Here is a 21430-nt window from a genome sequence, read left to right as displayed (position 1 = left end):
GAAATGAGGCTTAACAGCCACTTTTTCACAAAGTTATAACATTACTTTGTCAATTTTTTGGCAATTGACTGTGCAAGCTTTGTAAAACCTCATAATTGGTCGCATCCATTTGAATTGGTGTGACGCTAACATAGCCATTCGCCACAGCAAAAAAATCGGACTCGATCTCGGTTAAACCTTTTTTCGGTGCAGCAACCGCTTCCCCCGACAAACCAATCCAATATACCTGACGTCCACGCGGATCGACCTGACTGGTGATAGGCTTGGACTGGGTGCGTTGCCCTTGATAGGTGATTTTTGTGCCTTGCAGTACAGGTACATCTGGAATATTCACATTAAAAATATGGCGGGCTGGCAAACTTGGTAAACCTTGGGCAATAAAATCATGTACCCATTGTGCAGCTTGCATATAATCTTGCGGATGCTGATAAGAACGCACATTGTGCCCTGCCAGTGATACAGCAATGGCTGGTTGTTTCATCAAGCGACCTTCAAATGCAGCCCCAACAGTACCTGAATACAGCACATCATCACCAAGATTTGCACCACTATTAATACCACTAACCACCAGATCAAATTCAAAATCGAATAATCCATTCATGGACAAATATACACAATCTGCAGGTGTACCATTAACTGCCCAAACGTCTTCAGCAATTTGCACAGGTCTTAAAGGACGATCCAAAGTCAGTGCGCTTGAAAAACCACTACGTTCACTTTCAGGGGCTACAATGACAACACGACCCAGCGGTTTTAAGGCTTGCGCTAACGCTTGAATACCAGGTGCAAACACGCCATCATCATTGGCTATTAGAATATTCACAAAAAAATCTCAGATAAAACAACAATAAAGAATCAAATAAATTTAGGAAGCGCTACATCAAATTAAGTTCAAAATCACATTGCCCATGCTTCAGCAGATTCGGCACACAACATAAACTAAAATGACTGGTCAGCACATTTCATTGAAATATACACAAGATTATATATATTTAGCGACTAACATCCATCCAAAATATATGTGACTCTCATGATTTTAGCTTTGCCATTTCGTCGTTTATTGGGTTTAGGTTTTGCTGCTGTAATGACTCAAGCTGTTGTTGCCAGTGATCTAACTGCTGAAGAAGCCAATACCATTATTAAGGAAGATGTTGCTGCAGCACAAGTCATGACTGAAATGTGCCCTGCGCTGATTGGCAAAAATGCAAAATTAGACAGTAACATTCAAGCGCTGATTCAAACCTATTTACAAGATTATTCTGATAGCAGCATGACACTTGCAAAATTACAGGCCGATGCAGAATATCAATCTGTTTTAACCGAAGCACGTCAAGCCGCTAAAGACACCAGTGCCGATGAACAAAAAGCAGTATGTCTAGAAGCTTTAGAATTAGCAATTTAAATCAGATGATTTAAATTACGATTGAATCTTTTTCTAATAAGGCAAACTTTGAAAGTTTGCCTTATTTTTTATACTGCGCACATATAACTTACAACACATCCAGACTTTCCTGATTTCAAAGCAAAGCTCCACTTTTCTACATGATTGATGTTTGAATCACACAGCTTTAATACATTTTCACTCTTTCAATTACAAAATAAATGTTTAATCTTATAAACACTTAAATGAATCACATGATTCAGCTCAAACCATATTTAAGGTAATTTATATGCAATTTTCTGCTTCATTTTCTGGCTTTAAAAAATCACGTACAGTTCAAATTTTGGGTGCAATTGCACTGAGTTTAGGTTTAAGCCAAGCAGCAATGGCACAAGAAGAAAATATTGAAGTCACACCATTACAACAGGTGACTCAGCAAGAATTAGCGGCTATTTATGTATTATCTGAAGTTTGCCCTGCATTGGTAACAGATAAAGCCAAGTTTAATCAAGGTTATGCGCAACTTGCACAAGAATATATGCCTAAAGAAAAAGACGCTGTTACAGCATTAAATAAACTCAGCAAGCAAAAAAGCTTTCAACCTATTTTAAAAGAAGCACGTGCCGATGCCAAAGCGGCTGGAACAGCCAAAAACAAAGCAATTTGCCAAGAATTGACAGCATATAGCCGATAATACAATTTGGTTACAATACTTTTATCAATAAGCCGATTTCTCCCATAGAAGTCGGCTGAGCTTTGCCCTAAAATGCTAGCTCTTTGTGCATACATCAAGTATTGGAACCCCTTAGAATGACCCGAAAAAGCGCCCTTGCTGCATTATTACTATTACCAAGCTTTTCTTATGCAGCAACTGTCTTAGCCACACCACCAGAACTCAATAACAAATCATACGTTTTGATGGATTATGAGACGGGACAAATTTTAGCTTCAAAAAATGAAAACGAAAAACTCGCCCCTGCCTCTATGACCAAAATGATGACCAGTTTCATCATTGAACAAAAGTTATTGAAGGGTGAACTCACGGAAGATGAACAAGTCCGCATGAATGAATCTGCATGGTGTCGTGGTAGCAGCACAGAATCATGTATGTACGTTCCTTTAAATGGCACAGCCACTGTACTTGAAATGCTACGCGGTATTATTGTTCAATCAGGCAATGATGCCTCTAAAGCCATGGCCGAGCACATTGCAGGCAACGAAGGTACTTTCGTTCACATGATGAATGAAGAAGCCAAACGCATTGGCATGAGCAACACCCAGTTTATGAACTCTACAGGTATGCCTGCAGAAGGTCACTTATCTACCGCAAAAGATATGGCGACTTTGGCACAGCACATCATCCACGACAGTTCAAAGTATTATCCAATCTATTCTGAAAAAGAATTTTCTTTTAATGGGATTAAACAAGGCAACCGTAATGCCCTGTTATATACAGACCCAAGTGTAGATGGTTTAAAAACAGGCCACACCAATGAAGCAGGTTATTGTTTAACAACATCGTCTAAACGTGGTCCAATGCGTTTAATTTCGGTGATTTTTGGTGCACCAACCATGCAAGCACGTGCAACACAAACACGTGAATTATTGGCTTGGGGTTATGCAAATTACGAAACTGTACGTGTTCAACCTGCCAACCAAGTCTTGGCAAAAGCCAAAGTTTGGTACGGTAAAAGTAAAGAAGCTCAAATTGGTTTACCAGAAAACTTTAACGTGACCATGCCTAAAGGCAAAGCCAACCAAATCAAAACACAATTGGTGGTTCAGCCTAAATTGACTGCTCCTTTGAAAAAAGGTCAAGTCATTGGTAAATATGTGGCGACTTTAGACGGTAAAGTGATTGCAGAAAAACCATTGGTTGCTTTGCAAGATATTGAACAAGCAGGCTTCTTTGCACGTATGCTAGATCATATCAAGCAGTTCTTTAGCAACTTATTCTAAGATTTTCAGCTTAGACTAAAGCGAAGCACACATTGTCCGAATGTGTGCTTTTTTATTTTATACTGTGTTTAATCCTGAATTTATAAGCTATAGATGTGTCAATCATGAAAAAAAATATTCGTGCCTATTTAGACCACACTCCAAAAGTTGACGCAAGTTGTTATGTAGATGAATTATCTATTGTGATAGGTGATGTGCATCTGGCTGCCAATGTATCGGTTTGGCCTTTTGCCGTGATTCGTGGCGATGTTAATCATATTCGGATTGGTCAAAATTCCAACGTACAAGATCATGCCATGCTGCATGTTAGCCATAAAAAAGCCGACAAACCTGAAGGTTCTCCGCTAATTATTGGTGAAGATGTCACCGTTGGACATGGTGTAACCTTACACGGCTGCACCATTGGTAATCGGGTGTTATTGGGCATTAACACGATTGTTTTGGATGATGCCATTATTGAAGATGATGTGATGATTGGTGCAGGCTCTTTAGTACCTCCGCGTAAACGCTTGGAAAGTGGTTATTTGTATGTGGGTAGCCCTGTGCAAAAAGTTCGTCCTTTAACTGACAAGGAAAAGGAGTTTTTACCTTATTCTGCACGGCACTATGTGAAAGTTGCGGGGAATTATCAATAAACGGCCTTAATTTAGATTAGATCGGCAAAAGTCAATTTTTAAGCATGATGATTCCAAATTCGTCATGCTTCAGAAAAGATATTCCTCATTTAAAAACTCACGATCAATTGCAGTCAGCTTTAATGAAAGCTAAAAACCGGCAAAATCAGATTGATAAATTAATGTGATTGATGCAACTAGAGATATACTTTTAATCCAAAATAATAAAGAGCCAATTACAATTAATAGAAATATGTTTGTTGATGTTTTTAAACAGAATTTTAACCCACACATGATTCAAATATTAAAATCTCAAGGTATATATTTAGGCGATCCAGACAATGTTATATATAAAAAAATTAATAATACCCCTTAGTGTATTATGTTGCATATTTTTAACTAGCTGTTCACTCACCTCTCAGACAGATAAAAATAGTGTAGCACTCAAAAATGCCAATCGTGGAATAGTAGGTACAACATTGTTATCTGACACCAAAGTGTACCAAATCGCCTCCTCATCCGAACCATCCCCCTTAACGCAGCAGTTATTACTTTCAACACTTGAAAAAGTTGCTGTAATACGGGGCTATGAGCAAACCATTGGCAATGCTTATCATTTTGATACAGAACTAAATATTACTCAAATCAATCAAATCTGCTGGATGGGGATTTTTCTGCAAAAACATAAGCCATATTTACCAACCCAAATTGACAAACATGAAAGTTACCTCTGGATAAAGGCTTATGTTAAACATTGGCAACATCAACTAAATTCTACTTATGGTAATACATTGATTGAAAATGACTGTAGAAAATCAGAGTAAATTTATAACGTCCAAACGGTTTTGTTGCATAAATATATAAGCCATTGATTTTATTAAATTAAAATCCTGACTGAAAAACAATCAAATCCTATAAAATCATATAGTTAGGAAATCTTTGTGCAACAAAGCCCGTCCAAACTATTCTTGGTGAGATATTAATTATATTTTTGTTGATTTATCTCCGAGCATGCAGGTGCAATAACATCTTAAAGAAATCCCCTTTCAACATAGCCACATCCCCCTAAATTTTGTAGAATATGCGTTTTATCCCATGGTGCTTTTCAATGACCGCTTGGACTGCTCACGTTACTGTCGCCACCGTTATCGAAAAAAACGGAAAATTCCTGTTTGTTGAAGAACATACAGAGGGTGTGACGCATAGCGTGTTTAATCAGCCTGCAGGGCATGTTGAAGCGGGCGAAAGCTTAATTGAAGCTGCATTGCGTGAAACCATGGAGGAAACTGGGCATCAGGTCAAAATTAATGCCTTATTGGGTATTTATAGCTATACCCCGCCCATGTTTCCTGACCGTACTTATTACCGTTTCTGCTTTTTAGCCGAATCGCTACAACATGATGCGCAAGCTCAACTCGATCCAGACATTATCGGTACTGTGTGGATGTCTGCAGACGAACTGGCTGAATCTGCACGTGCCCGTAGTCCGTTGGTAATGAAAGCGGTTCAAGATGCGCTCAGTGGTCAGTCTTATCCTTTATCGCTCATTTACGAGCACCAAAATTCTCCCCTAATTTCAAGTTTGGATGCCTAATCCTATGCAACAACGTGTCATCGTCGGTATGTCAGGTGGTGTAGATTCATCTGTTTCTGCTGCACTTCTACTTCAACAAGGTTATCAGGTTGAAGGTCTTTTCATGAAAAACTGGGAAGAAGATGACGGCACCGAATATTGCACCGCAATGGAAGACCTTGCCGATGCGCAAGCAGTGTGCGATAAACTAGGTATTAAGTTGCATACAGCCAACTTTGCTATGGAGTATTGGGATCGTGTCTTTGAGCATTTTCTTGCCGAATATGCTGCAGGACGTACACCAAACCCAGATATTCTATGCAATAAAGAAATTAAATTCCGTGCCTTTTTAGATCACGCCATGAATTTGGGTGCAGATTTTATTGCCACTGGTCACTACGCTCGTCGTGGTGAAACGCAGTACAACTCTAAAGGCGAAGCCTACGCCCCACTATTACGTGGTTTAGATAAAAATAAAGATCAGACTTATTTCTTACATGCAGTGCATGGTCGTGAAATTAACAAAACCTTATTCCCAGTAGGTGAAATTGAAAAACCACAAGTCCGAAAAATTGCCGAAGAACTAGATTTAGTCACCGCCAAGAAAAAAGACTCGACTGGTATTTGTTTTATTGGTGAACGCCGCTTTAATGATTTCTTAAAACAATATTTACCTGCACAAGCTGGAAAAATTGTTTTAGACAACGGCAAAGAGGTTGGTGAACATCACGGCTTAATGTACTATACGCTCGGTCAGCGTGGCGGGATTGGCATTGGCGGCTTAAAAGGTGTTGCCGAAGGCGCGTGGTTTGTGCTGCACAAAGATATTGAAAATAATCGCTTGGTGATTGGTCAAGGCCATGAACATCCACTTATGCAAAGCACCATTTTATGGAGCGAAGCTGTGGATTGGGTTGCTGGTGAACAGGAAATTCCTGCAACGGGTTTCCGTTGTACTTGCCGTACCCGTTACCGTCAGGATGATCAAGATTGCGTGATCTTCAATGATGCTGATTTACCTGGTGGCGTACGTGTCGAGTTTGATGAACCACAGCGTGCCGTAACTCCTGGTCAAAGTGTCGTATTCTACTCGGGCGAAGTGTGTTTAGGCGGCGGTGTCATTCACCATACCAACGCACCAAAACCAGATTTTATTTAAGGATTGTTCCGGATGACAGAGTTACCGTTTCAACAGTCTCCAACTCTGAATGTTCGCCAAAATCGTGCTTTGGCATTAGCGGGTGTGTTCCAAGCCACTCAGCTTACGCACATGACCGCACTAACAGGCAGACAAAGTATTGGCGATAGCGGTAACTTTTATTTTGAGCAATTGATTAAAGCCAGTTTAAACATTCGTCCAAGTCATAACAAAAGCTCACAAACACTGGATTTTTTTAATCACTTGGCCGATATTTCGCTGGGTTTAAAAACGCTAGAAAGCAGCATCAACCAACCCTTCAATACTGCGCCAAAATCGCGTTTACCCAAGTTATCGAATGCCAAATTGCCCATGTCTTATGCTATGGCATTGCTGCAATTGGAAAAGAAAGTCTATAGCAACCCCAAATACGTTGAAATCATTGAACAATCACAGCAAAAAATTTTAAAACAACTCTCATTTTTTGATAATAACTATTTGCATCCCAGTATTATTGCCAATTTAGCGCAAACCTATGTAGACACAGCAGGACAAATTAACCCGCGCATTATGGTACGTGGCAATGCAGAGGCATTTAAAGATTCTGCACATACCAATCGAATTCGTGCTTCGCTTTTTACAGGCTTACAAATGGCACACCTGTGGCGTCAACTTGGTGGCAGCTCATGGGGCATGATATTTAGCAAACGTAAATTATTACGTGATATTCAAGATCTGGCGCGTTTACAGTATCAGGTGGTTTAAACCATGCTGAACACGCTTTTGTTTTAGGTTTAATTCCAAAGTTTAAGGAATCGATATGAACGCTTTAACCGCACTTTCTCCATTAGATGGGCGCTATGCAAGCAAATGTGATGCACTCCGCCCTTTCCTCTCTGAGTTTGGTTTAATCCATGCTCGTGTGACTGTTGAAGTGCGTTGGTTACAAGCGCTTGCCAATCGTCCAGAAATTACTGAAGTACCTGCGTTCAGTGCTGCAACCAATGCGGCATTAGATGCAATTGTTGCAAACTTCTCTGAAGATGATGCCAACCGCATTAAAGAAATTGAACGCACCACCAACCACGACGTAAAAGCGGTTGAATACTTCTTAAAAGAAAAAATTGCCAACATTGATGAGTTGAAAAATGCGGGGGAATTTATTCACTTTGCTTGTACTTCAGAAGACATTAACAACTTGTCACATGCTTTAATGCTTAAAAATGGCCGTGAAGTATTGATTGAAGCTATGCAGCAAATCATTGACTCAATTGTTTCATTGGCAGAAAAACATGCTGATCAACCAATGTTGTCACGTACTCACGGTCAAACTGCAAGCCCAACTACTTTGGGTAAAGAAATGGCGAACGTGGCGTATCGTCTTGCTCGTCAAATCAAACAGTTCAAACAAGTTGAGCTTTTGGGCAAAATCAATGGTGCCGTAGGTAACTACAACGCTCACCTTTCTGCTTACCCAGAAATCAACTGGCCTGCACATTCTCAAGCATTTGTAGAGTCTTTAGGCTTAACATTTAACCCATACACCACACAAATCGAGCCACACGACTACATGGCAGAATTGTTTGATGCATTACGTCGTTTCAACACCATTCTGATCGACTTTAACCGTGACGTTTGGGGTTATATCTCACTTGGCTTCTTCAAGCAAAAACTTAAAGAAGGCGAAGTGGGTTCTTCAACCATGCCACATAAAGTTAACCCAATTGACTTTGAAAACTCTGAAGGTAACTTAGGTATTGCTAACGCAGTCTTGGCGCACTTGGGCGAAAAATTACCAATTTCTCGCTGGCAGCGTGACTTAACCGACTCGACTGTTCTACGTAACATGGGTGTTGGTTTTGCACAAAGCTTGATCGCATTTGAAGCTTGCTCAAAAGGTATTGGCAAACTTGAATTGAACGCTCAACGTATTCTTGAAGATTTAGACAATGCACAAGAGGTATTGGCTGAACCAATTCAAACCGTTATGCGTCGCTATAACATCGAAAAACCATACGAAAAACTAAAAGCCCTGACTCGTGGTCAAGCCATGACACGTGACATGATGGTCGATTTTGTAAATGGTAACGAGTTAGAAGGCGTTCCTGCAGCAGACCGTGCACGTTTAGCGGAAATGACTCCTGCAACTTATATAGGTAATGCTGCTGAACAAGCTAAACAAGTTGCTGATCTTATTTCTAAAATCTAGTTTGTATAGCAATAACCCGAATACAAAAATGCGAAGCTTCGGCTTCGCATTTTTATTAGAATAAAATAAATCTCCCAAATCAAAATCCACATGGAAAATCAATTCCACATTAAACATTACTACGCTTTAGGCTTGGTCGTACTCGCCATGTTTGCTGCCAGTATTCAACCACTGGAATTTGAGTCATATTTACTGCATCAGGCAGGCACAGTTTTTATGATGGCTGGTTTGCTGATTGCCTTTAAAAAAGTAGGACTGAGCTTTTCCAGTTTTGTGCTGTATTTAATATTTTTACTGATTCACATTATCGGGGCACATTATCTGTATTCTTATGTGCCCTATAATAATTGGATTTTGCACAGCTTTGGCTTTAATTTAGATCAAAGCATGGGCTGGTCACGCAATATGTATGACCGCTTTGTGCATTTGACTTATGGGATTTTGCTCTACCCTGTTTTATTACGTTTGTTTGAAATCTGGTTTCCAAAAAATAAACCGATAGTTTTATATCTTTTGGTCATTCAATTTGTCATGGCAAGCAGTTTGATTTATGAATGGCTGGAATGGCTCATTGCGCTTGGCTTATCACCAGAAGATGCTGAAAATTATAACGGACAGCAAGGGGATATTTGGGATGCACACATGGATATGCTTTTAGCGACAATAGGGGCAATACTCATGGGCTGTTTCTACTTAATCAAGAAACACACCCCATAACAGAATACCCTTGCTGACTAAATCCAAATTTATTGCCAATACCACCACCAAAAACCAGCTAAACTTGCAACTGAAATCATCCAGACCAGCACTGTGAATACTGCGGGTTTACCTGAACCCCAAAACATGGTTTTGGCAAGCCATTTTTTAAACAATACACTGCTTAAAGTTAAACTTGCTAAATGCACCAACACTGCAACTAAGAATAAATTTGCAGCAAATTCATACACCTCCTTTAAGGTATGACTTTGGGTATAATCGGTGAAAAATCCAGCCAACACAGTTAAAGGCAATGCTAACCAAATCAACAAAATACTAAATTGAAACGCACTGGAACTACCCGACTTTAAAAACTGCAGTGAAAAATACTGCTGTGGCTGTTTCCAATAGCGTTTTATAAATTGTTGGACCATGCCTAAACGTCTTGAAATCCCTGTTGGCTGTCTACTGTTCAACATACTCAACACCTGCCACACTATTCGTAAAGCTAAACTAATTCCCAAAGTGTAACCAAAAGCCATGTGCAACTGATGCCATTCTTCCACATCGCCTGTTAAATATGCTCCTGTAAAGCTCAGTAGCATCACCATATGTAAAAAACGAATCATTAAATCTGTAGATGTTGATTGCTTCGCTGGCACAATATTTGTTTGCATATTCAACATGGCTAGGTGTTTTTTTCTTATTACCAAGATATCGCATCAAGCTGAATTGAAAATTAAGATGCTTAAATCAAAGACCTAAAAACTTTAATTTTTTATAAAATATGAATAAAAAAATTGCGCTCAATGAGCGCAATTTTTAGATCAAACTTAGAAGTTAGATGATCGCTATTACAGTTTCGGATCACGTATTTGCAGCAAACTACTATTGGCTTTGCTTAGGCTATCCACCAGTTTATTCATTACAGCTGGAATCAGACTGTCTGCCATTTGTGCTGCTTGTAAACCCAGTTTTTCACCCAATGTTGGTTTTTTACGAGTTTGAATTACATAAATATCATGCTGTGGCAATAAGCTCAGTAAGTACTCATCTGAAGTTTGTAGTTTATCCACCAAATTTAAATCTAAAGCATCATGACCATACCAATGCTCACCTGTTGCGACTTTTTCAACATTCAGTTGTGGGCGGTACTTTTCAACAAAGTGCTTAAACAGAATATGGGTTTGCTGCAACTCTTGTTCAAATTTTGCTTTGCCTTCTGCGGTATTTTCACCAAACATGGTCACGGTGCGTTTATATTCACCTGCGGTGTACATCTCAAAATCTATATTTTTTTCTTTCAGCAAGCGATTAAAGTTCGGTACTTGTGCCACTACCCCAATAGAACCCAAAATGGCAAATGGCGCTGACACAATTTCTGAACCAATGCATGCCATCATATAGCCACCACTTGCCGCAACTTTATCGACACAAATGGTTAAATGAAATCCTGCATCACGTAAACGCACCAATTGAGCAGCAGCAAGTCCATAGCCATGTACCATGCCACCAGGGCTTTCTAGGCGCACCACCACACGGTCACGACCTGCTTTTGCTGTTGCCAAAACCAAAGTGATTTCTTCACGTAATTGCTCTACTGCTGATGCGGCTGTATCGCCTTTAAAGTCAAGTACATAAATTTTTTGATTGTTCTTTTTACGGGCTCGTGCTTCACGTGCCATTTGTTGGCTAAGTTGCAATAACTCAAGTTTAGATGCCGTAGTTTGCGCAATTTTTTTTCGTTGTTCGTTAATTCGCGCATTTAAATGGCTAATACGAATTTCGGCAGGTAATTTAGGTAAATGAAATAACATAGATCCGCAATTCTCAATTTTATTTGTGCTTAGCTTAAGATGAGGGCTGAACTTAAAAATTCAATATCACCTTGTTGATTTGCTTAATTTAATCGATTTTAAATCTCATTACCGTTTAATTTGTGCAAAAGCAAAATCATGCTAGGTACTAAACATTCGTCATAAAAAAACCGCAAATCGGTTTGATTTGCGGTCCTTTTATACAGATTTTGAAAATTAACCAAAACGACCTGTAATATACGCTTCTGTTAATTGATGGTCTGGCTGAGTAAATACTTTTTCAGTTGCATTCACTTCAATCAAATCACCCAAATGGAAGTATGCAGTACGGTCAGATACACGTGCTGCCTGTTGCATAGAGTGCGTTACAATTGCAATTGTATATTGAGTAGAAAGTTCAGAAATTAATTCTTCTACTTTTGCCGTTGCAATTGGGTCAAGTGCCGAACATGGTTCATCCATTAAAATTACTTCTGGACTTACCGCAATGGTACGTGCGATACAAAGACGTTGTTGCTGACCACCCGACAAACCAGTACCTGGTTGATTCAAACGGTCTTTCACTTCATCCCACAAACCAGCTTTACGCAAACTGTTTTCTACAATTTCTTCCAAATCGTATTTATCGCGCGCTAAACCATGCAGTTTAGGGCCATAGGCTACGTTTTCAAAAATTGATTTTGGAAATGGGTTTGGCTTTTGGAACACCATACCAACTTGCGCACGTAATAATACGACGTCAAGGTTAGGATCATAAATGTCTTGGTTATCCAACATCACTTTACCCGTTACACGACAGCTATCAATGGTGTCGTTCATACGGTTTAAAGTACGCAAGAAAGTAGATTTACCGCAACCAGATGGACCAATAAATGCAATCACTTCATTTTCATAGATATTTAAATCAATACCTTTGATTGCTTCAGATTCACCATAGTACACATGCACATCATTGGTACTTAATTTCACATTTGAAGACTTAGCTTCTTTTTTGCTAGACGCTTGTGTATCAAACTGTGAAACAAACGAAGTTGATGATTGCTTCTGTTCTACATCTGGAGATGTAAATTGGCTTTGCTGTGGATTCACTTGTTTATCCTGTTCTAAGGAATTTGGTTTTTCTGTGCTTGCTACAGTATTCATATTCTGCCCTCAATTACCAGCGTACTTCAAACTTCTTACGTAACCAGATTGCAAGGCTGTTCAAGCCAATCATTAACGCAAGCAATACGATAATGGCTGCAGCGGTACGTCCTTCAAAGAAGTTACGCATTTCATTACCCTGCCATAAGAAAATTTGCACAGGTAACGCAGTAGATTGATCAAATGGAGTTGCTGGTACACTGGCAACAAAGGCACTCATACCAATTAATAACAATGGTGCAGTTTCACCTAAAGCTTGTGCGACACCAATAATTGCACCCGTTAAAATACCCGGCAATGCAAGTGGGAGTACATGGTGGAACACAGTTTGTAAACGCGATGCGCCCAAACCTAAAGCTGCCTGACGAATAGACGGTGGCACTGCTTTTAACGATGCACGTGTGGTAATAATTACGGTTGGTAAAGTCATTAAACTTAACACTAAACCACCCACCAACGGTGCAGACAATGGTAAGTGCATCCAACCAATAAAGATGGCAGCACCTAGCAAACCGAACACAATAGAAGGTACAGCAGCCAAGTTGTTAATGTTCACTTCAATAATATCAGTAATGGCATTTTTTGGCGCAAATTCTTCTAAGTAAATTGCCGATGCCACACCAATTGGAATCGAAATAAAGATCACAATTAGCATCATGAATAAAGAACCCATGAATGCACCCGCCAAACCAGATGTTGCAGGAGAACTACGTGAGTCTGGGCTAACAAAAATGTTGGTATTGAATGTACTTTCAATAATGCCTTGTGACTCTAACTTGTCTGCCAATTGACGTACTTCAGGGCTTAACTGTTGCTGCTCATCTGGCAGGCTACGGTCAATATTACCTTCTAACCATACATCTACGTTAGCATCTGCAAGTACTTTAACATCTTTGGTTTGACCAATCAGTGATGGATCAGCCAACACCATGTCACGTACACGGTACGCTTCAGAACTGGTATATAAATAGCCAAGATCATCACGCTGTGCTTCTAGCGCTTTATCTTTAGCAATAATGCCGTTCACAATGAGGGCATCCCAATCGACCATGCCCATTTCAGTTTGCCACGCAATCATACGTTCTTCGTATTGGGCTGGTGACTCACCTGCAATTGCTTTCGGTTTTGGACCTACATTCACAACTGCTGGATCGAAATAAATTGGAAGGCTCATGCTGCTTTGCCAAAATGCTGGCAAGCCTTTGGCCAAAATACTGCCAAAAAGCAACACGACAAAGAATAAACCTGCGATAACTGCCGACAGCCCCATAATACGGAAAGTTTTTTCCTTACGATGGCGCTTACCCAATGAACTGGCGATAGTCTTTTTACGTTGTTCACGTAATTCGGCAGCAGCTTGTGGATCTAACTGATCCAAAGACGATGTATTTGAAGTACTCATTAGTCGTATTGCTCACGATATTTACGCACGATGTATAGTGCAACAATGTTCAAACCTAAGGTAATCACGAACAGGGTCAAGCCAAGTGCGAAAGCAACCAATGCTTGCGGACTTGCGAAATCTGTATCACCTGTTAATTGGTTGACAATCGTAATCGTAACCGTAGATACCGCCTCTAATGGGTTTGCGTGTAGTAAAGGACTATTACCTGCAGCTAACACCACAATCATGGTTTCACCAATCGCACGTGACGCAGCAAGTAAGAACGCACCAATCACCCCTGGTAATGCAGCTGGCATAACTACACGGCGAATGGTTTCAGATTTGGTTGCACCCAAGCCTAAAGAACCATCACGTAGCGCACGCGGCACTTGCGTAATAATGTCATCAGACAATGAAGATACAAATGGAATGATCATAATACCCATGACCAGACCTGCAGTTAATGCACTAGTGGCATTAATATCGAGTCCAATTAAGGCACCTGCAGTTTTTAAGAACGGACCAATGATCATCATGGCAAATACACCATATACAATCGTTGGAATACCCGCTAAAACTTCAATGGTTGGTTTTGCCCAAGCACGGAATTTAGGAGATGCATATTCTGCTAGATAAATTGCAATCATTAAGCCAATTGGTACTGCAACAAGTAAGGCAATACCACTGACCATTAAGGTACCCCACAGCAATGGCAATAAACCATAACTGCCGTCTGCACTACCCGATGTACTAAAACCTGGGTTCCAGACAGTACCAAAGAAGAAATCCAGTGGGCTAACGAAACTAAAGAATCGCATTGCTTCACTGAACATAGACATCACAATACCGACTGTAGTCAGAATCGCGACACCAGAACATAATGCCAAAGAAATGTTGATGATTTTTTCAACTTGGTTACGTGCGCGGAATTGTTGTGAAACACGTTTCTTTGCCCACACCAGACCAAATAAAGCCGCACAAATAACAACCGCAAGTTTAGCGTATGAACCAATCGTTGCTACTTTAGACAATTGCTCTGCTGCTGCAATTTCATAAGCAGCTGGTGTATCACTTACACCAAAACCAGAAGCAATCGCTTGTACACGATCAACCAAAACACTGGTACTTGCAGGATCTAGACCAGCAGCAATGTGCGCAGGCACATTATTTAACACCACTTGCTCTAGAATACTTGGTTCAACCAAGTTCCAAACAATCAAAATTAAAAAAGCAGGGATACCACACCATAATGCTACCAACGCACCATAATATCCTGGGCGTGAATGTAACATTGCAGAGTTATTTCCCTTACCTGCTAGGTTACGGCTCTTGCTTAACCCGATTTGATAGGCTATGGCGATAATGGCCAATAACACACCTATGAGTAGCAGATTCATGTATTCTCCACTGTTTTTTCAATTTCGTTTTTGAAAAAACATTTCTTAGCAAAAAGCCGATGGCAGGTCATCCCTGCCATCAGCTGTTTTAACTCAAATTACTTAACCGCTTTACCAGCTTTGAAGTTAGCAAGAACTTGTGCACGCTCTTTGTCAGACATAGAAATTAAGCCTGCTTTGTCTAACTTAGAACCTTTACCAGATACTTTTTTGCTCAAGAAGTATTCAGTAAACTCTGGTAAGCCTTTGATTGATTTAAGGTGCTCACCTTTCACGTAGAAGAACAATGGACGTGATACAGGGTAAGAACCATTTAAGATTGTGTTTTCAGACGGTGCTACGTTGTTTACAGTTGCAACACGTAAACGGTCACGGTTTTGGTCATAGAAGCCTAAACCAAATACACCTACTGCGCTTGGAGAAGTTTTCAAGCGAGCCAATGTTTCTGTGTAGTCACCCGCAATTTCAATTACACGACCATCTTTACGGAAAGATGTACATGCTTTTTTCTTCGCATCTTTGTCTAAAGCTTTAATTGCTGAGTAAGCTTCACAGCCTGCATCAACCATTTTTTCTTGGAACACTTCACGTGTACCGTGGTTAGATGCTGGAATAACTAAAGTGATAGGCTCATTTGGAAGTGTTTTGTCAATTTGGTTCCAACGAGTATATGGGTTAGCAACCATTTTACCTTTAGATGGTAATTCAGCTGCAATTGCTGCAAACACGTGGTAAGGTTTTAATTTATAAGCTGCTTTGTTTGCATTTGATGCAAATACGATACCGTCGTAACCAATTTTAATTTCTAAAACTTGGTTAACACCAGCTTTTTTACAAGCTGCTAATTCTGAATCTTTAATTTTACGAGAAGAGTTCGCGATGTCGATTGTGTTATCACCTACACCGTTACAGAACTGCTTCAAACCACCTGAAGAACCGCCTGAACCAACAACTGGAGTTTTGAATTGTGGGAAAGTATTACCAAATTCTTCTGCTACAATACTTGCGTATGGTAGAACGGTTGAAGAACCCGCGATTTGGATGGTGTCACGAGCTGCGTTTGCAGTTGTTGTTACAGCTGCTGCAGATACGGCTAAAGCAATGGCGATGTTTGTAAAGCGCATTCTGTTCTCTCTCAATGTATGCAAGTTCGGAGTACGTCACTTGTTATTAAGTTTTGTACTTATTTCGATAACTGCATTGTGGTTTTATAATATGACAGCCATGTTACAACTTTGTTACGCTTTGGTTATATTTGCCTTTTCTGCATTGATTTATTTTAATTTCCTTAAAAATCAATATGTAATAAAATATTATTGTGCTCATTTTTTTCTTAAATTTATTTTTAAAATGTAATAATTCATGCCAATGTCATCTTTTTTCATGAATTTTTCTGAAATATTTGCTGTTTTATTCATCAATTCTAATTATTTTCTATGACAAATACGCCTAAAACCATTGAAGAATCTACGATGAACTCTTTTATTACACTCAAATTAACAAAACATTTTTAGCCCCGTTCTACGCTCGCTAAACAATAGGCACAAAAAAAGCCACCGTAGTGACTTCTTTTGCTGTATTTGATCAAAATTGCTGTAATTCAGCCATTAGTCAATTGCTGGTGTATATGTACCTGCAGCAATTGCATCTTTAATACGTTCTGCTTCAGTTAAGACCAAACCAAGTAAGTTCTTCACGTTGTCTAATGTTGCAACAGGGCTTAACGTCGTCATTTTCAATGATTGGACATTGCCTACTTTGGTTACACCAATATTAGCTTCACCACGCGCAAATAATTCATCTGCCACGTTTTGGTTCAGGCTATCTAAGAACTCTGCAGGATAACCTTCAGGCACAACACGGAACAATACAGAAGCAAACTGAGGCTCAACCAATAACTCTAAACCTGCCGTTGCTTTAATATAGTCAGCAACATCACGAGTTAAGGTCACACCATGGTCAATCATTGAACCGTAGAGCTCTTCACCTAAGGCTTCAATAGTCATCCAAAGTTTCAATGCATCAAAACGACGTGTCGTTTGTAGTGACTTAGACACAAGGTTTGGTACACCGTGTTCTTCATCATACGCAGAGTTCAAATATTCTGCTTCATAGTGCATGAAACGATAGTTCGCTTCATCTTTCAGCAAGAACGCACCGCACGAAATTGTTTGGAAATAATGCTTATGGAAATCAAGTGTTACAGAATCTGACAACTCAATACCATCAAGCATGTCACGATGACTGTTAGAAAGAATTAATGCCCCACCCCAAGCCGCGTCAATGTGCATCCATGCGCCATATTGATTGGTGATGTCACGAATTTTTCTGAGTGGATCAATCGCACCTGCATCGGTTGTACCCGCAGTTGCAACCACACAGGCAACAATCTTACCTTCTGCTTTTAAATGTGCCATGGTTTGCTCAAGCGCAACCACGTCCATTTGTGCATTTTCATTCACAGGTACAGTAACAACCGACTGGAAGCCCATACCCATCATCGCCATGTTCTTTTGCACAGAGAAGTGTGCATTTTCAGAACAAATGACTTTTACGTTGCGCATTGCATCGCTTGGTACACCATCACGCTGAACAGACCACGGATTACCGTTTTCATCTTTCCAGTTTTTCGCAATACAAGCATCACGCGCTAACAACACACCCATCAAGTTAGACTGTGTACCACCTGATGTGAACACACCTGCCTGACCTGCGCCATAGCCAACTTTTTGACGTAACCAGTCAATTAGCTGTACTTCCATCAATGAACCAGCAGGGCTTTGATCCCATGAATCCATAGATTGGTTGGTTGCATTAATTAACACTTCTGCAATTTGGCTTGCCACCATGGTTGGGCAATGCAAATGTGCCAAAGAATGTGGATGATGAACTTTTAAACTTTTGTTTAAGAAAAGCTCTACCATGCGTTCCAATGACTTTTGTACACCTAAACCCTGTTTAGACGGCTGGAAAGCAATCGCTTCACGCAATTCTTTAATGCTGCCGCCTGTGTACATTTTGTCATTTTGCAACCATGCCGCGACTGCTTGAGTCGCTTGTTCCATTGCTGCACTGTAGTCAGCAATGGATTGAGCATCATTGCAGAGTAACGCTTTACGATGTTCTGCAAAATCTACCATAAACTTATGCGCCTCGAACTGCGACTAACGCTTCAGCAATTGCTTTCTTGAAGCGAGCGATAACTTCTACACACTCTTCTTGTGTAATGATCAATGGGCAAAGTAAACGAATTACCGTACCACCGCGACCACCTTTTTCAAGCAATAGTTTGTTGTCAAAACATGCGGCCTGAACAGCAGCAGCCAATTGAGAATCTGCTGGATAAGCACCTAAACGGTCTTTTTCTTGGCGTTCATCTACAATTTCAATACCAATCATTAAACCGCGACCACGAACATTACCAATACATGGGAATTCAACCGCTAATTTTTTCAATTCAGCTTGAAGGAACTCACCACGCTCTTGTGCGTTTTGTGCCAAGTTTTGTTCTTTAATGGTTTTAAGCACCACAAGACCAGTACCCATTGCCAATTGGTTACCACGGAAAGTACCCGTGTGACCTGCAGGCTGCCATGCGTCAAACTTACGTTTAATAGCAAGTACAGCTAATGGCAAGCCACCACCAACAGCTTTAGACATAACAATCACGTCTGGCTCAATACCTGCATGTTCAAATGCAAACATTTTGCCTGAACGTGCAAAGCCCGCTTGTACTTCGTCTAGAATTAAAACGATGTTGTGCTTTTCAGTCACTTCACGGATTTTCTTCAACCATTTTACTGGTGCAGTCACAACACCGCCTTCACCCTGAATTGCTTCAAGAATTACAGCTGCAGGCTTAGTGACACCGCTTTCTACATCTTCAATAAAGTTTTCAAAATAATACGTTAATGCATCTACACCCGCTTCGCCACCAATGCCAATTGGGCAACGGTATTCATGCGGATACGGCATAAATTGAACACCAGGCATTAAACCATTGACTGCATTTTTTGCAGACAAGTTACCTGTCATGGCCAATGAACCATGAGTCATACCATGATAGCCGCCTGAGAAGCTAATCACTGAACTACGACCGGTGTAGGTTTTTGCCAGTTTAATTGCAGCTTCAGTGCCATCTGCACCTGTAGGACCACAGAACTGTAAGCAGTACTCTTCTTGACCGCCAGGCATGTGTGAAAGCAACGCTTCAGTAAAAGCATCTTTCAAAGGTGTCGTTAAATCTAGGGTGTGTAATGGCAAACCACTCGCTAAAGTGTCTTGGATGCTTTGAACCACCGCAGGATGGTTATGACCCAATGCCAAGGTCCCTGCCCCAGCCAAACAATCTAGGTACTCAGTACCTTCAACATCGGTAACCCAACAACCCAGTGCTTTCGCTATCGCTAACGGTAATTTACGAGGATAACTACGCACATTCGATTCCATCTGACTTTGGCGAGTCAAGTAGTATTCGTTTGTGGAATGGTTGGCAGGGTTTACAGAAGTAACGCTCATATCGAATTACCATCTCTGATATGGGTTGAAAGAAATAAGTCTGGTGACTTGCGGTCCTTTGACTCGGTGCTTTTTTGATCTAGCGAGATAGAGTTTTGTTCTTCAAGACTAGGAAGCGGGATAATACCTAATTTTTCTAGAAAATAAACAGGTTTAACCCAAATATTGCCTAATTTCATCGAAAAAACATATCTTGCAGATGATTCGATTGAATTATCATCTTACATTGTGACAAAGGAAAGAAAAATTAACTCTTTCCTATTCCTTTATACTTTCTTTTGAGCAATCTCTCAAGCCGTGCAGCATTTATTTTCAAAATAGTATAGATCATTATTTTTATTGAATTTTATAAATCTGAATTTACTGCAATTTTATAGTGAAATTTTACAAAGCCACCACAATTTCGACTAAAAATCCTCACAAAGCAAAGTTACTATTTAATGCAGACAAATCATCTCCAAAATTTCCGATAATTTGAACAATAGGTCAGAATATGCGCTTACTTTCTCTCGCTGCTACGCTCTTGGCTGCTGGTGCTGCCAGTACGGTATTTGCACAGCAAAATGAATCACTGAATTACAATATCGTCAATGTACAAGCTGAAGCTTCACGCGAAGTTTCAAACGATCAAATGCATGCAGTACTGTATATTGAAAAAAGTCACAAACAACCTGCAGAGTTGGCATCGCAAATCAATCAGTTAATGAGCCAAGCCATTGCAACGGCACGTAAGTATCCACAAGTGAAAGTTGAAACAGGTTCACAGACCACCTATCCAATTTACGACAATGACAGCCGTAAGTTAAAAGAATGGCGTGGTCGTGCCGAAGTACGTGTACAAAGCACCGACTTTAAAGCCGCAAGCCAATTGGTTAGCGAACTACAACAAAACTTCCAAACCCAATCAATTAATTTTAGCGTGTCGGATGCGCAGCGTAAAAAAGTTGAAAATGAGTTAATGGTAGAAGCCTCTAAAAACTTCCAGCAACGTGCGCAAATGCTGAGTCAGGCTTGGAATAAATCGGGCTATAACTTGGTGAATTTAAACCTGAATACTAATTCTTATTTCCCACAACCTGTGATGCGCGCGAGTATGGCTAAATTTGCAGTCGCGGAATCGGCTGTAGCTGATCAAGATATGGCGGCGGGTGAATCTAAAATTACCGTCAATGCAAATGGAACGATTCAGTTTAAATAAAAATCTGAATTTACCTAAAACAGCTCATCAAGATTCATTTACTCGAATCATCTGAGCATATAAAAATCCCGCGAGGCAAACCAAGCGGGATTTTTTAAAACTTAAACTTAATTCAAAGCTTAAAATGCAAGCCAAATTTAGTAGATTGCCATGTGATAGCGATATATAAAACTCATAAGCTACTGTTTTAATTATATTATTTTATAGGGTCAAAATATTTAACCTCTCATTTAACCTCTGCATGAGTTCTGTACCCCCTATTTTTGAGCAATAAATTATTTTTCTGATTGATTAATTATTTTCAATTTTACGCATTGCGTAGGTTGGAGTTTTGAGTCTGCCTCGCACGCCCACGCTTTTTTTAATTCTCTAGCACTTCAACAATTGTTTGTTGTGTTTTTTC

21 protein-coding genes are annotated in these 21430 nt (G+C 40.1%); 12 read left to right on the top strand and 9 right to left on the bottom strand.

Annotated features, from left to right (window positions below):
* Positions 1–49: 49 nt before the first annotated feature.
* Positions 50–823 carry a 5'/3'-nucleotidase SurE gene (surE, locus tag HHA43_RS06750; protein WP_168460051.1) on the bottom strand — a complete coding sequence of 258 codons (774 nt, stop codon included), beginning with the start codon at positions 821–823 and terminating at the stop codon, positions 50–52.
* A 207-nt stretch (positions 824–1030) separates the two neighbouring features.
* Between surE and HHA43_RS06745 the strand changes: the two genes are divergently transcribed.
* The 11 genes from HHA43_RS06745 (at position 1031) to HHA43_RS06695 (ending at position 9591) form a co-directional block, all read left to right on the top strand.
* Entirely contained in the window at positions 1031–1402 is a 372-nt protein-coding gene (locus HHA43_RS06745; RefSeq protein ID WP_168418189.1) for an MCR_0457 family protein, read from the top strand.
* A gap of 268 nt (positions 1403–1670) precedes the next feature.
* On the top strand, positions 1671–2075 hold the full coding sequence (locus HHA43_RS06740) for an MCR_0457 family protein (protein ID WP_168542158.1): 405 nt from the start codon (positions 1671–1673) through the stop codon (positions 2073–2075).
* A 116-nt stretch (positions 2076–2191) separates the two neighbouring features.
* The gene (gene dacC, locus HHA43_RS06735; protein ID WP_168460053.1) at positions 2192–3340 is read left to right on the top strand and encodes a D-alanyl-D-alanine carboxypeptidase PBP5/6; all 1149 of its coding nucleotides are present in this window, start codon (positions 2192–2194) and stop codon (positions 3338–3340) included.
* A 104-nt stretch (positions 3341–3444) separates the two neighbouring features.
* Positions 3445–3975, top strand: a complete 531-nt coding sequence (locus tag HHA43_RS06730) for a gamma carbonic anhydrase family protein (RefSeq protein ID WP_168525729.1) — start codon at positions 3445–3447, stop codon at positions 3973–3975.
* A gap of 163 nt (positions 3976–4138) precedes the next feature.
* A complete protein-coding gene (locus tag HHA43_RS13205; protein WP_228284163.1) occupies positions 4139–4330 on the top strand; it encodes a hypothetical protein in 192 nt (63 codons plus the stop codon).
* Positions 4296–4778 carry a hypothetical protein gene (locus HHA43_RS06720; protein WP_168542156.1) on the top strand — a complete coding sequence of 161 codons (483 nt, stop codon included), beginning with the start codon at positions 4296–4298 and terminating at the stop codon, positions 4776–4778. Before HHA43_RS13205 ends, HHA43_RS06720 begins: the two co-directional genes overlap by 35 nt.
* A 284-nt stretch (positions 4779–5062) precedes the next feature.
* The gene (locus tag HHA43_RS06715; protein ID WP_168542154.1) at positions 5063–5548 is read left to right on the top strand and encodes an NUDIX hydrolase; all 486 of its coding nucleotides are present in this window, start codon (positions 5063–5065) and stop codon (positions 5546–5548) included.
* A gap of 4 nt (positions 5549–5552) precedes the next feature.
* On the top strand, positions 5553–6686 hold the full coding sequence (mnmA, locus tag HHA43_RS06710) for a tRNA 2-thiouridine(34) synthase MnmA (RefSeq protein WP_168542152.1): 1134 nt from the start codon (positions 5553–5555) through the stop codon (positions 6684–6686).
* A gap of 12 nt (positions 6687–6698) precedes the next feature.
* The gene (hflD, locus tag HHA43_RS06705) at positions 6699–7430 is read left to right on the top strand and encodes a high frequency lysogenization protein HflD (RefSeq protein WP_168418184.1); all 732 of its coding nucleotides are present in this window, start codon (positions 6699–6701) and stop codon (positions 7428–7430) included.
* A gap of 55 nt (positions 7431–7485) precedes the next feature.
* Entirely contained in the window at positions 7486–8874 is a 1389-nt protein-coding gene (gene purB / locus HHA43_RS06700) for an adenylosuccinate lyase (RefSeq protein WP_168525723.1), read from the top strand.
* A gap of 90 nt (positions 8875–8964) precedes the next feature.
* Positions 8965–9591 (top strand): DUF2238 domain-containing protein, encoded by a 627-nt coding sequence (locus tag HHA43_RS06695; protein ID WP_168542150.1) that lies wholly within the window; start codon positions 8965–8967, stop codon positions 9589–9591.
* A gap of 29 nt (positions 9592–9620) precedes the next feature.
* Here HHA43_RS06695 and HHA43_RS06690 read toward each other — a convergent pair whose 3' ends face one another.
* From HHA43_RS06690 to HHA43_RS06655, 8 genes are all read right to left on the bottom strand, one after another.
* Entirely contained in the window at positions 9621–10247 is a 627-nt protein-coding gene (locus HHA43_RS06690) for a cytochrome b/b6 domain-containing protein (protein WP_168542148.1), read from the bottom strand.
* Positions 10248–10424: 177 nt separating this feature from the next.
* Positions 10425–11387, bottom strand: coding sequence for a protease SohB (gene sohB / locus HHA43_RS06685; RefSeq protein WP_168460071.1), 963 nt, complete (start codon positions 11385–11387; stop codon positions 10425–10427).
* Positions 11388–11603: 216 nt separating this feature from the next.
* A complete protein-coding gene (pstB, locus tag HHA43_RS06680) occupies positions 11604–12530 on the bottom strand; it encodes a phosphate ABC transporter ATP-binding protein PstB (RefSeq protein ID WP_096901086.1) in 927 nt (308 codons plus the stop codon).
* 13 nt (positions 12531–12543) lie between these two features.
* Positions 12544–13932 (bottom strand): phosphate ABC transporter permease PstA, encoded by a 1389-nt coding sequence (gene pstA, locus HHA43_RS06675; RefSeq protein WP_168460072.1) that lies wholly within the window; start codon positions 13930–13932, stop codon positions 12544–12546.
* A complete protein-coding gene (pstC, locus tag HHA43_RS06670; RefSeq protein WP_019837665.1) occupies positions 13932–15311 on the bottom strand; it encodes a phosphate ABC transporter permease subunit PstC in 1380 nt (459 codons plus the stop codon). The genes pstA and pstC overlap by 1 nt, the downstream gene beginning before the upstream one ends.
* A gap of 98 nt (positions 15312–15409) precedes the next feature.
* Entirely contained in the window at positions 15410–16435 is a 1026-nt protein-coding gene (locus HHA43_RS06665) for a substrate-binding domain-containing protein (RefSeq protein ID WP_168418178.1), read from the bottom strand.
* A gap of 483 nt (positions 16436–16918) precedes the next feature.
* Positions 16919–18451, bottom strand: coding sequence for a pyridoxal phosphate-dependent decarboxylase family protein (locus HHA43_RS06660; protein WP_168525713.1), 1533 nt, complete (start codon positions 18449–18451; stop codon positions 16919–16921).
* A 4-nt stretch (positions 18452–18455) separates the two neighbouring features.
* Positions 18456–19829 carry a diaminobutyrate--2-oxoglutarate transaminase gene (locus HHA43_RS06655; protein ID WP_168542146.1) on the bottom strand — a complete coding sequence of 458 codons (1374 nt, stop codon included), beginning with the start codon at positions 19827–19829 and terminating at the stop codon, positions 18456–18458.
* Between the two features lie 493 nt (positions 19830–20322).
* Between HHA43_RS06655 and HHA43_RS06650 the strand changes: the two genes are divergently transcribed.
* Positions 20323–21027, top strand: coding sequence for an SIMPL domain-containing protein (locus HHA43_RS06650; protein WP_168460074.1), 705 nt, complete (start codon positions 20323–20325; stop codon positions 21025–21027).
* Positions 21028–21430: the final 403 nt, after the last annotated feature.

The sequence above is a fragment of the Acinetobacter sp. A2 genome (assembly GCF_012371325.1).
GTDB lineage: Bacteria > Pseudomonadota > Gammaproteobacteria > Pseudomonadales > Moraxellaceae > Acinetobacter.
This window is presented reverse-complemented; position numbering and strand designations above follow the sequence as displayed.

Bases quoted from the DNA above. Each gene is read 5' to 3' on its own strand.
- HHA43_RS06745 (WP_168418189.1), top strand. From the start codon at position 1,031: ATGATTTTAGCTTTGCCATTTCGTCGTTTATTGGGTTTAGGTTTTGCT.
- HHA43_RS06740 (WP_168542158.1), top strand. From the start codon at position 1,671: ATGCAATTTTCTGCTTCATTTTCTGGCTTTAAAAAATCACGTACAGTT.
- dacC (WP_168460053.1), top strand. From the start codon at position 2,192: ATGACCCGAAAAAGCGCCCTTGCTGCATTATTACTATTACCAAGCTTT.
- HHA43_RS06730 (WP_168525729.1), top strand. From the start codon at position 3,445: ATGAAAAAAAATATTCGTGCCTATTTAGACCACACTCCAAAAGTTGAC.
- HHA43_RS06720 (WP_168542156.1), top strand. From the start codon at position 4,296: ATGTTATATATAAAAAAATTAATAATACCCCTTAGTGTATTATGTTGC.
- HHA43_RS06715 (WP_168542154.1), top strand. From the start codon at position 5,063: ATGACCGCTTGGACTGCTCACGTTACTGTCGCCACCGTTATCGAAAAA.
- mnmA (WP_168542152.1), top strand. From the start codon at position 5,553: ATGCAACAACGTGTCATCGTCGGTATGTCAGGTGGTGTAGATTCATCT.
- hflD (WP_168418184.1), top strand. From the start codon at position 6,699: ATGACAGAGTTACCGTTTCAACAGTCTCCAACTCTGAATGTTCGCCAA.
- purB (WP_168525723.1), top strand. From the start codon at position 7,486: ATGAACGCTTTAACCGCACTTTCTCCATTAGATGGGCGCTATGCAAGC.
- HHA43_RS06695 (WP_168542150.1), top strand. From the start codon at position 8,965: ATGGAAAATCAATTCCACATTAAACATTACTACGCTTTAGGCTTGGTC.
- HHA43_RS06690 (WP_168542148.1), bottom strand. From the start codon at position 10,247: ATGCAAACAAATATTGTGCCAGCGAAGCAATCAACATCTACAGATTTA.
- sohB (WP_168460071.1), bottom strand. From the start codon at position 11,387: ATGTTATTTCATTTACCTAAATTACCTGCCGAAATTCGTATTAGCCAT.
- pstB (WP_096901086.1), bottom strand. From the start codon at position 12,530: ATGAATACTGTAGCAAGCACAGAAAAACCAAATTCCTTAGAACAGGAT.
- pstA (WP_168460072.1), bottom strand. From the start codon at position 13,932: ATGAGTACTTCAAATACATCGTCTTTGGATCAGTTAGATCCACAAGCT.
- pstC (WP_019837665.1), bottom strand. From the start codon at position 15,311: ATGAATCTGCTACTCATAGGTGTGTTATTGGCCATTATCGCCATAGCC.
- HHA43_RS06665 (WP_168418178.1), bottom strand. From the start codon at position 16,435: ATGCGCTTTACAAACATCGCCATTGCTTTAGCCGTATCTGCAGCAGCT.
- HHA43_RS06660 (WP_168525713.1), bottom strand. From the start codon at position 18,451: ATGGTAGATTTTGCAGAACATCGTAAAGCGTTACTCTGCAATGATGCT.
- HHA43_RS06655 (WP_168542146.1), bottom strand. From the start codon at position 19,829: ATGAGCGTTACTTCTGTAAACCCTGCCAACCATTCCACAAACGAATAC.
- HHA43_RS06650 (WP_168460074.1), top strand. From the start codon at position 20,323: ATGCGCTTACTTTCTCTCGCTGCTACGCTCTTGGCTGCTGGTGCTGCC.